Genomic DNA, 10,205 nt, shown 5'->3' with positions numbered 1-10,205 from the left:
TAAACTATGAAAGATGGCGAGCCGTGTACATCGAGAGGTGTAAGCACGGTTCTGGAGGGGGTTACGCCAAGACCACGGACGAAAGGAAGTATGGCGTGGCGTTTCCTACCTTATGAACTTTACACCATGCAGCGGTATCTCCAGTATGACCGCCTGCAAGAGCTGAACATGACCCACTTCGACTGCTGGGCCAGCCGCTTCGGAGAAACCGTCACGGCGCTGGAGCTGGCACCGGAAGGCACCGGCTACCGGGCAAGAACGAGATTCAGCAAGTTTTTCAACCTCCCGGAGCTGATGAACTTGTTCCGTGAAGTTGCCGACATCAAAACCGCCGATCAGCTGAACTTGCCCACCCCGGAGGTGGAATACCACAACATCGTGGCCCAGCCTACTGAACACCAAAAAGAGATGGTGCAGGTTCTCTCCGAGCGCGCCTCCAGGGTACACAGCGGCAGCGTTGACCCCTCAGAGGACAATATGCTCAAGATTACCGGCGATGGCCGCAAGCTGGGTCTGGACCAGCGTATCATCAACCAGCTGCTGCCGGATGAACCCGGCACCAAGGTCAATCAGTGTGTGGGTAATATCATGCAGATCTGGCGGGACGGCGAGGCTGACAAGCTGACCCAGCTGGTATTCTGCGACATTTCCACGCCCCAGGCAGCCCCCTCCAAAAAGGCAGCCAAACAGCTGGATAATCCCACACTTCATGCGCTGGAACAGGCTGTGCCGTTGGATGAGCCTGAGCCTGCCTTTACCATCTATGAGGACATCCGCCAGAAGCTCATCGCCCAGGGAATGCCCGCCGAGCAGATTGCTTTTATCCACGAAGCCAAGACCGAGGTGCAGAAGAAAGAACTGTTTTCCAAGGTTCGCACTGGGCAGGTGCGCGTCCTGCTGGGCAGCACCTCCAAAATGGGCGCTGGCACCAATGTGCAGGACCGGCTTGTGGCGCTCCATGACCTGGATTGTCCGTGGCGTCCGGGAGACCTTGCCCAGCGCAAGGGCCGTATCGAGCGCCAGGGCAACCAGAATCCGCTGGTCCATGTGTACCGCTATGTTACCGAGGGAACTTTCGATGCCTACCTGTGGCAGACGGTGGAGAACAAACAGAAATTCATTTCGCAAATCATGACCAGCAAAAGCCCGGTCCGCTCCTGCGATGATGTGGACGAAACGGCGCTGTCCTTTGCCGAGATCAAGGCCCTGTGCGCCGGAGACCCCCGTATCAAGGAGCGCATGGATTTGGATGTGGAGGTTGCGCGTCTGAAGCTGATGAAAGCTGACCATCAGAGCAAGCAGTACCGCCTGGAGGATCAGTTGCTCAAATACTTCCCCCAGGAAATCGAAACTAACAAGGGGTTTATTAAAGGCTTTGAAGCGGATCTGGAGACCCTGGCCGCCCATCCTCACCCGGAGGATGGCTTTGCTGGAATGGAGATCCGGGGCGATGTGCTGACTGACAAAGAAAACGCCGGTGCAGCCTTGCTAGACGCCTGTAAGGAGGTCAAAGGCTCCGAACCGGTGCAGATCGGCAGCTATCGGGGCTTTACTATGTCCGTGGAGTTTTCCGCTTGGAAACAGGAATATACGCTCCTGTTGAAAGGCCAGATGACCCACCGGGCAAGCCTCGGCACAGACCCGCGCGGAAACCTCACCCGTATCGACAATGCACTGGCTCAAATGCCTCAGCGTTTGGAAGCCGTGAAAAACCAGCTGGACAACCTTTACCAACAGCAGGCCGCAGCCAAAGAGGAAATCGGAAAGCCGTTTCCCTTTGAGGATGATCTGCGAGTCAAGTCCGCCCGTCTGGTGGAACTGGACACGCTGCTGAACATTGACGGCAAGGGCCATGCCCAGCCGGAAACTGTGGTTGCCAAGAGCGCACGGCCTTCGGTGCTGGACAGCTTGAAGCGCCCGGTGCCACCCCGTAGCCCTGAAAAGAAACCGAAACAACATGAGGAGGTGCGATAACATGAATACCAACGATCTGAATACGGCCCTTTATGAGAAGATGGCCGCTGAACAGGACAAATACCGGGACTGGCTGAAAAGCCAGCCCCCGGAGGAAATCCTGCACCATACCTATGAGTACACCGTCCGGGAGGACATTGTGATGGCGATGGAGGACTTGGAGCTGACCGATGCCCAGGCCCAGGCGCTTTTGGATTCGCCTACACCGCTGGCCGATGTGTACCGTCACTTTGAGAAGCTGGAGACCGGCTACATGGATGTGATCCGGGACAGCATTGAAAACCGAGCGGATGATGTGTGTAAGGTTTTGGAAGAACAGCGGTCCATCCCTCTCTATCTCCATTCTGCCGCCTATGCGTCCCAGCATGGGGAGATGGCACAATATAACCGCTCTTATCAGGCAAACTTTGACTGTAAAGAGGCCATTGAACACGCCATCAGCGCCCACTATGCGGATAACCGACTGGATACGGAGTCTGCGGTTAAGGCGGTGCTGGAAAAGTTCGGGTCGGAACGAGTACAGTTCATCCTTGCCAACACCATCCAGCATAAGGACAGCGACGGTCGCGTTTCCCGTGACAACAAAGCCTGGGCAAAGACCATTCCCATGCCGGAGGACAGCGGCACTTCGCGCCACTGTGCTTATCTGGTTGTGGATGAGGTCAATCTTGGTCTGACCGATCTGTTTACACGGCAGGCACGAAAAACGCTTCAGGAACCGGAGAAAGGCTCTGTCTTGCAAAAGCTCAAACAGGAGCCTACCACCCACAAGCCTGCTTTATCGAAGAAACAGGAGCCGGAACGATGAGCGCCAAAAAGCGTAAACGGGATGTGCCGGTCCTGTTTTGGGTTTCCGATGCGGAGATGGAAGCGATCCAGCAGAAAATGGCACAGTTCGGAACAAAAAACCTGAGCGCCTATCTGCGGAAGATGGCTGTGGACGGCTATGTGGTACAGCTGGACTTGCCGGAGCTGAAGGAACTGGTATCCCTGTTGCGCCGAAGCAGCAATAACCTGAACCAGCTCACCCGACGGGTACATGAAACGGGGCGGATTTATGATGCTGACCTGGAGGATATAGCCCAACGGCAGGAGCAGTTATGGGAGGGCGTGAAAGAAATCCTAACCCAGCTTTCCAGGCTTTCGTAACAGGGATATATGCCCCAACTGCGGAGGGAGGAACGGCGTTCTTTTCGCCGCGCCTTCCTCCGTTTTTTCTTTTGCCCATATCCTTGTCTTTTTGAAATGTTGGAAGGATAATATGGGTAGAAAACAGATTGCCGCAAAGGAGTTGAGAATAGATGAAAACCTTTGAGAAGGTGTTGGAGATTTTTCGTGAGTATTTGGACTGTGATCTAGAGGAAGAAGTCCTCCCTTGTCGAGAAGGTTATCTCCGCGTCACATGGAATGGAGATTCCCGCTACTGTGTGGATGGACTTCTCAGCCGGACACCGGACGAACTATTCGAGGTGCTGTTATCTGATTATCGCAGCTATGAGGAACTGCGGCTAACCAAAGGATGCCGAGAAGTGACGGAAGAAGATGAAAGACAGGCAGAAATTCTCTGTCAGAGCTTTCGGGAACGATGGAAGGAGGAAGAAAAATGAGGGCGATCTGGTTCATTCTGAAACTGCCGTTGAAGATTTTAATGGCTCCGGTGATTCTGTCGCTGACCCTGTTCGTCTGGATTTGTGTGGGGATTGTCTATGTCTCCGGTTTGGTGCTGGGGCTTATCAGCATGGTGGTTGCCCTGCTGGGTGTGGCAGTTCTGATTACTTACTCCTTGCAAAACGGCATTATCCTGCTGGTGATAGCATTTCTCATTAGTCCCTATGGTTTGCCAATGGCTGCAATCTGGCTACTGGGCAAGGTACAGGACTTGAAGTTTATCATTCAAGATTTGGTTTATGGATAATATGAAAACCTCCGACGAATTTCGTCGGAGGTTTTATGGTTCTAGGTTATCTTCTTGAAAAAGCGGCGATGCAAAAAAGGTATCTATCCCAATCCCCATTCCTTGGCACATCTCATGAATGATCCGTAGCTTAACCGAATCATACGAGCAGTTGATGACATTTCCAATCGTAGACTTGGGAACACCGCTTTTCATATACAGTTGATATTGTGTCATTTTTCTTTCATCTAGTAATTCTAACAGACGTTTGCTTACCGCCTCGTTTAGCTTCATTCTATACACCGCCCCTGTGACTGTACTATATTTAGTATATGGGCAGTTTTGCTAAAATTGGTCCCTGTACCTGTACTAATAGAGCTATTTGCAGTATGATGGTAATAGGGGTGCCATCGTATGAACGTAACTTTTTGTGGCCATTCGCAAATCACAAAGGCAGACAATATTGCGAATTGGCTTCGCAATGTAACACAAGACCTAATTGAGCAAGGAGCAACAACTTTTTATCTTGGAGGATATGGAGAGTTCGACAGTTTAGCAGCGTCTATTTTACGGGAACAAAAGAAAAAGTATCCGCAAATCGAGCTGGTTCTTGTATTGGCATATTTGAACACTGGCCGGGATGTTTCTGGCTATGACAGTACCGTGTATCCACCGCTGGAAAACGTACCGCGCCGTTTTTCGATTTCTCATAGAAATCGCTGGATGGTAGAGTCCGCCGATGTAGTGGTGGCCTATGTTCTCCATGATTGGGGCGGAGCAGCCACAACGTTACGGTGTGCCAAACAGAAAAAGAAGCAGATTATTTCATATCGTGATGAAATGGGCAGCTGAGGTTGTCTATTTTGCTGCCACTTCATATTTCCAAAACTGTTGAACGTTAAGCTGTCGGTAAAATTATGCCGAATTTTCATCACTTTACTTTTGAACTAATATTGCTTATAATATTAGTGTGAAAGGAAGTGGTACGGTGGGACAATTTGAACAGCTGGATCAGCTGCTGGAAACACAGGATGGGATGCTGCGAACAGCTCAAGTAGTATCTGCTGGTATTTCTAAGCCTGTTTTTTATGATTATGTGCACTCACGGGAATTGGAGCGGGTCGCGCATGGAATTTATCTTTCCAAGGATGCCTGGGTCGATGCCATGTACTTACTTCATCTGCGGGTCGAACAGGCAGTGTTTTCCCATGAGACAGCTTTATTTTTTCACGATCTGACAGACCGCGAGCCGCTGGAATATACGGTCACAGTCAAGACCGGATATAATCCCTCCAAGCTGAAAGCAGAGGGCGTACAGGTATTCACCATTAAGGCGGAACTGCATGGGGTGGGCCTGACAACGGCTCAGACACCATTTGGGCATACAGTTCCTGTCTATGACCTGGAGCGCACCATCTGCGACCTGCTCCGCAGCAGGAACAACATGGAGATGCAGACTTTTCAAGGGGCATTAAAGATGTATGCCAGAAGAAAAGACAAAGACCTGCGGACATTGATGCGGTATGCCGGTATGTTCCGGGTAGAAAAAATTCTGCGGCAGTATTTGGAGGTGCTTTTATGATAAAAACAGCAAGGCAGTTGAAGGATCTGATCCGCAATCTTTCCAGAAAAAAATCTGCGGACGCCCAGCTCTTGATGCGGAACTACATGATGGAGCGTTTTCTGGAGCGTATCTCCCTTTCTGAATATCGTGACAAATTTATTCTGAAAGGCGGTATGCTGGTAGCGGCTATGGTTGGTCTGGATGCCCGTTCCACGATGGATTTGGACGCTACTGTAAAAGGAGCCAATGTCAATGTGGAGGACATAGAGAATTTGATTTCCGCTATTGTGAGTGTCCCGCTTGATGATGGCGTCAAATTCCAGCTGAAAAGTATTTCGGAGATTATGGATGAGGCGGAATATCCGGGGATTCGCGTAAATATGACTACAACCTTTGACGGTGTGGTGACGCCTTTGAAGATTGACATTTCCACAGGGGATGCCATTACCCCCAGGGAGATCCGCTACTCTTTCAAGCTGATGCTGGAAGATCGCTCCATTGATATTTGGGCGTACAATCTGGAAACGGTTCTGGCCGAAAAGCTGGAAACGATCATTACCAGAACTACCACCAACACCCGCATGAGAGATTTCTATGACATTTATATTCTGGAACAGCTGCATGGGAATACATTGGACCCTCAGATTCTCCATGATGCGCTGCGGGCCACTGCTCACAAACGCGGGACAGAACGACATCTTGCAGAAGCTGCCGAAGTTTTTGAGGAAGTGGAGAACAGCTCGGTTATGCAGAAACTTTGGGAATCGTACCGCAAAAAATTTTCCTATGCGGCAGATCTGGAGTGGAACATCATCATGGGGGCGGTGCGCAGTTTATACGCTCTCAGTGAAAAGGAATCGAGCCTATGAAGAAGCACGGCCATTATTGTAAAGTCTGCGGAGAATATAAGGCTAATGAAAAATTTTCCGGCAAAGGTCATGCGGCGCACGTCTGTAAATCCTGTGCTTCTTTGCCGCCGGAGAAGCAAGCGGAGCAAATGACAATAAACCGCTTGCTGAATCTCCCATGGAGATTATCAAAGGAGCAGATTTCCTGGCTGAAGAACCGAATGAAAGATAAGCGCCGGGAAGTTCGTGCGCTGGCAAAAGAACAATACGAGATGAGGTTTCCTCCGAAGCGGTTAGAGGACATCGAGGACAATTTTGATTTTCTCGATGAGGACGATTTAATAGAATAACAAAAGCGGTCTGCACCATGCAGGCCGTTTCTTTTTTGGAAAGGAGGTCTCCCTTATGGCAACCACACGCATCATGCCGCTGCATATCGGCAAGGGTCGGACTGAGAGCCGTGCCATCAGCGATATTATTGACTATGTGGCAAATCCCCAAAAGACCGACAACGGAAAATTGATTACCAGCTATGGATGTGACAGCCGCACTGCTGATGCAGAGTTTCTGTTGGCAAAGCGGCAGTATATTGCCGCCACCGGACGAGTGCGCGGTACAGATGATGTGATCGCCTACCATGTGCGCCAGTCGTTCAGGCCCGGAGAGATCACACCGGAGGAAGCCAACCGGCTGGGCATAGAATTTGCCAGGCGGTTCACCAAAGGCAATCATTCCTTTGTGGTCTGCACCCACATCGACAAATCGCATATTCATAATCACATCATCTGGTCGGCGGTCAATATGGATTGTGACCGGAAGTTCCGTAACTTTTGGGGAAGCACCAGAGCTGTTCGACGTTTAAGTGACACCATTTGTATCGAGAACGGACTATCCATTGTGGAGAACCCCAAGCCCCACGGAAAAAGCTACAACAAGTGGCTGGGCGAACAAGCCAAGCCCTCCCATCGGGAACAGCTACGGGTGATGATTGACCGGGCGCTGGAGCAAAAGCCAGCAGACTTTGACACACTTCTGCAACTGCTTTCCGAGATGGGCTGCGAGGTATCTCGGCGCGGGAAAGCAATCCGCCTTAAAGCTCCCGGCTGGAAGAATGTAGCCCGTATGGATGACAAGCTGGGAGCCGGGTACAGCGAAACAGAAATCCGTGCGGTGCTGGCTGGAGAAAAGCAGCACACGCCCCGCAAGAAATCCACCGTGCAGCCGGAGCCACCCAAGGTCAATTTGCTGGTGGATATTCAGGCAAAATTGCAGGCCGGGAAAGGTGCTGGATATGCACGCTGGGCCAAGGTTTTTAACTTAAAACAGATGGCGCAGACCGTGAATTTTCTTACCGAACATCACCTACTGGACTATACAGAGCTGGAAGAAAAAGCGGTGGCGGCTACCGCCCATCACAATGAGCTGTCAGCGCAGATTAAGGCGACGGAGAAACGCATGGCAGAGATCGCCGTCCTGCGTACCCATATCGTTAATTATGCCAAGACCCGCGAGACCTATGTTGCCTATCGCAAGGCCGGTTATTCCCGAAAATTTCGGGAGGAACATGAGCAAGAAATTCTGCTCCATCAGGCGGCAAAAAATGCCTTTGATGAGATGGGAGTGAAGAAGCTGCCCAAGGTCAAAGACCTGCAATCTGAGTATGCCAAACTGCTGGAGGAAAAGAAGAAAACCTACGCCGAGTACCGGCGTTCCCGTGAGGAAATGCGGGAACTTTTGACGGCAAAGGCCAATGTGGATCGGCTGCTGAAAATGGATGAGGAACAGAAAAAAGAACAAGAAAAAGACCACGGCCAGCGGTAAGCCGGTCATGGTCATAAGCGTCCATCGGACGCGTAGCCGCAGAATGAAATTCTGCGTTCAAAGGGGCTTGGGGGCGCTGCCCTCAACAAGCAAAGCAGAGGGGGAAATCACGTCAGGATTTTTCCCTCTGTGGGCCGAGTGTATTAACACCGGCATTGCTTGCCACTTTTGTTCGCAAACAATATCCGTATCCTTTACACGATGATTTACTTTTATTATCATAGTCGTAATAAGTATATAAACTACTTACATATAAGCACCTAAAATATGAAAGGGCTGATAAAATGATGACCTTTGAAAAGGTTTTAGAAGTATTCAACGATTACCTAAATAAAGATAGTGTTTTGGAGGTGGTGAACACTAAGCGAGGATACACCGTTATGATTTGGGATGAAAAAGATGAGCAATGGTTTGGTGTGGAACATTGCAAAGCCCCCGAGCTTTTACGGGATGCCTTACTTGATGGCTATCGTGATTTTTTAGAGCAACAACTTACTCATAACCGCAGGAGTTTAACCGAAACAGAAATCTTAGATATTCAAAACCGATGTGAACAGCTTTATGATTTGTGTGGAGAATAAAAAAATAACCTAAAAAGTGCGATAGCCTGTGTAGGTGTCGCACTTTTTTCAGTTGGCTTGGCTTACGAAAACAGCGTTAATTATTCCGCAGTTTCTCTTGCCTTTTTCAAGCCTTGAGCCGTAGCTTCCATCACGATAAGCTCCTTTTCTTCCATATCATTCAACAGTACATCAACTTGTTTGCGGCGATTGTTGTCGCCATCTTCATTGCATGGAAAAAAGAACTGGTCTACAGAGATGTCAAGCAAGGTAGTAATGAGATAAAATTTGTTAAGCCTTGGGTGCTGCCCCCTGTTCTCTATATACATAATAGAGCGTGGCGTAAGGTCCACCAGTTGGGCAAGATATTCCTGTGTCCACCCTTTTGCTTCCCGAGCTTTTTTTATCGCTATACCTAACGGCTTAAAATCAAGTTTTCTTTCATCTTGGTACATTTTAATATCATCCTATATCATTGTACATTTCGGGTGATGATATTTGAACGAAGTATGATTTTATGTTTAGTAGTGTATAATTTCGTATTAGTGGAGAGAAACTTGCTATTATTCGTCATTCCGTATATAATAATTATATACTCTTTGCGAAAGGAAGTTGATATTATGAATTACATTTCTGTGAAAGCCGCTTCTGAAAAATGGGGCATATCGGAAAGACGGATACAAAAATTATGTGAGGAAAATCGCATTGACGGAACTGAAAAATTTGGTCGTGCATGGATGATACCAAAAGATGCAGAAAAACCCGTTGATGGACGTATGAAAACAAGGAACAAACAGGAGGAGAATCATGGAATTTAATGAAAAGCTACAACAGCTTAGGACTGGAAAGAACTTAACGCAGGAACAACTTGCGGAGCAATTATATGTATCAAGAACAGCCATTTCAAAATGGGAAAGCGGCAAGGGTTACCCTAACATTGAGTCGCTCAAGTGTATTTCTAAATTCTTTTCTGTGACCATAGATGAACTGCTATCGGGCGAAGAACTGATTACACTTGCCGAAACTGAAAATCGTTCCAACTTGAAAAAAATTTACAGTTTCATTTATGGAATATTAGATATGATGGCGGTTACTTTTATACTTTTGCCGTTGTATGGTAACCTTGTTGACGGATATATTTATTCTGTCAATCTACTTTCATTTACAGACACTACCCCAATATATCTTGCAATCTATTGGATTGTTTTTATTGTTTTGATTGCACTTGGGATAGCGAAACTGATGTGTGTTTGTTTTGAAAAGGAATCATGGAGCAACATAATCACAAAATGCTCTCTCGTGCTGAGTACGCTTTTTATCTGCTTCTTCGCTGTGGCAAGACAACCCTATGTAACCGCCCTTATGTTTCTGCTATTTGTTGCTAAAATATTTGTCTGGATAAAGCAAACCCAAACAAAGTAAAATGCCATAAACCCTTTAAAATAGGCTCTGACACGATAAGTGTCGGAGCTTTTTTCGTGCTGACATCTATTGTGTCGGCATTGTGACGGTAGATTTCTTGGCTTCTATGCAATACTCGTGGA

General features: G+C 48.5%; 14 protein-coding genes and 1 pseudogene. 13 read left to right on the top strand and 2 right to left on the bottom strand.

Translation table 11 applies throughout. The features are described from left to right. Nucleotides 1–114: 114 nt before the first annotated feature. The 5 genes and pseudogenes from WGC32_RS12785 to WGC32_RS12765 all read left to right on the top strand — a co-directional run. Nucleotides 115–1,974 (top strand): annotated as a pseudogene (locus WGC32_RS12785) (helicase-related protein); the annotation flags it as partial. Between the two features lies 1 nt (nt 1,975). Then, entirely contained in the window at nt 1,976–2,782 is an 807-nt protein-coding gene (locus tag WGC32_RS12780; protein WP_002578490.1) for a DUF3848 domain-containing protein, read from the top strand. Beyond that, nucleotides 2,779–3,123: a plasmid mobilization protein gene (locus WGC32_RS12775; protein WP_002578491.1), complete on the top strand. Its 345-nt coding sequence runs from the start codon at nt 2,779–2,781 to the stop codon at nt 3,121–3,123. The genes WGC32_RS12780 and WGC32_RS12775 overlap by 4 nt, the downstream gene beginning before the upstream one ends. 152 nt (nt 3,124–3,275) lie before the next feature. Beyond that, entirely contained in the window at nt 3,276–3,581 is a 306-nt protein-coding gene (locus WGC32_RS12770; protein WP_002578492.1) for a hypothetical protein, read from the top strand. Further along, a complete protein-coding gene (locus WGC32_RS12765; protein WP_002578493.1) occupies nt 3,578–3,889 on the top strand; it encodes a CD1845 family protein in 312 nt (103 codons plus the stop codon). The genes WGC32_RS12770 and WGC32_RS12765 overlap by 4 nt, the downstream gene beginning before the upstream one ends. Nucleotides 3,890–3,922: 33 nt before the next feature. On the opposite strand, the gene WGC32_RS12760 is transcribed toward WGC32_RS12765, so the two are convergent. Then, nucleotides 3,923–4,162, bottom strand: a complete 240-nt coding sequence (locus tag WGC32_RS12760; protein WP_002578494.1) for a helix-turn-helix domain-containing protein — start codon at nt 4,160–4,162, stop codon at nt 3,923–3,925. A gap of 120 nt (nt 4,163–4,282) precedes the next feature. Between WGC32_RS12760 and WGC32_RS12755 the strand changes: the two genes are divergently transcribed. From WGC32_RS12755 to WGC32_RS12730, 6 genes are all read left to right on the top strand, one after another. Continuing rightward, nucleotides 4,283–4,720, top strand: a complete 438-nt coding sequence (locus WGC32_RS12755) for a hypothetical protein (protein ID WP_002578495.1) — start codon at nt 4,283–4,285, stop codon at nt 4,718–4,720. Nucleotides 4,721–4,856: 136 nt separating this feature from the next. Then, on the top strand, nt 4,857–5,450 hold the full coding sequence (locus WGC32_RS12750; RefSeq protein WP_002578496.1) for a type IV toxin-antitoxin system AbiEi family antitoxin domain-containing protein: 594 nt from the start codon (nt 4,857–4,859) through the stop codon (nt 5,448–5,450). After that, a complete protein-coding gene (locus WGC32_RS12745) occupies nt 5,447–6,301 on the top strand; it encodes a nucleotidyl transferase AbiEii/AbiGii toxin family protein (RefSeq protein ID WP_002578497.1) in 855 nt (284 codons plus the stop codon). Before WGC32_RS12750 ends, WGC32_RS12745 begins: the two co-directional genes overlap by 4 nt. Continuing rightward, a complete protein-coding gene (locus WGC32_RS12740; protein WP_002578498.1) occupies nt 6,298–6,630 on the top strand; it encodes a hypothetical protein in 333 nt (110 codons plus the stop codon). The genes WGC32_RS12745 and WGC32_RS12740 overlap by 4 nt, the downstream gene beginning before the upstream one ends. A gap of 55 nt (nt 6,631–6,685) precedes the next feature. Beyond that, nucleotides 6,686–8,101, top strand: coding sequence for a relaxase/mobilization nuclease domain-containing protein (locus WGC32_RS12735; protein WP_002578499.1), 1,416 nt, complete (start codon nt 6,686–6,688; stop codon nt 8,099–8,101). A 284-nt stretch (nt 8,102–8,385) separates the two neighbouring features. Continuing rightward, nucleotides 8,386–8,682: a hypothetical protein gene (locus WGC32_RS12730; RefSeq protein WP_002576327.1), complete on the top strand. Its 297-nt coding sequence runs from the start codon at nt 8,386–8,388 to the stop codon at nt 8,680–8,682. Nucleotides 8,683–8,762: 80 nt separating this feature from the next. Here WGC32_RS12730 and WGC32_RS12725 read toward each other — a convergent pair whose 3' ends face one another. Then, on the bottom strand, nt 8,763–9,122 hold the full coding sequence (locus tag WGC32_RS12725; RefSeq protein WP_425330774.1) for a helix-turn-helix domain-containing protein: 360 nt from the start codon (nt 9,120–9,122) through the stop codon (nt 8,763–8,765). Between the two features lie 159 nt (nt 9,123–9,281). Here WGC32_RS12725 and WGC32_RS12720 point away from each other — a divergent pair, with 159 nt between their 5' ends. Beyond that, nucleotides 9,282–9,479 carry a helix-turn-helix domain-containing protein gene (locus tag WGC32_RS12720; RefSeq protein WP_009246557.1) on the top strand — a complete coding sequence of 66 codons (198 nt, stop codon included), beginning with the start codon at nt 9,282–9,284 and terminating at the stop codon, nt 9,477–9,479. Then, a complete protein-coding gene (bcrR, locus tag WGC32_RS12715; protein WP_342682413.1) occupies nt 9,469–10,083 on the top strand; it encodes a bacitracin resistance transcriptional activator BcrR in 615 nt (204 codons plus the stop codon). Before WGC32_RS12720 ends, bcrR begins: the two co-directional genes overlap by 11 nt. Nucleotides 10,084–10,205: the final 122 nt, after the last annotated feature.

The sequence above is a fragment of the Zongyangia acetica genome (assembly GCF_038739695.1).
Taxonomy (GTDB): Bacteria; Bacillota; Clostridia; order Oscillospirales; family Ruminococcaceae; genus Zongyangia; species Zongyangia gallinarum.
The sequence above is the reverse complement of the archived record's forward strand: the minus strand, read 5'-3'. Positions and strand labels throughout refer to the sequence as shown.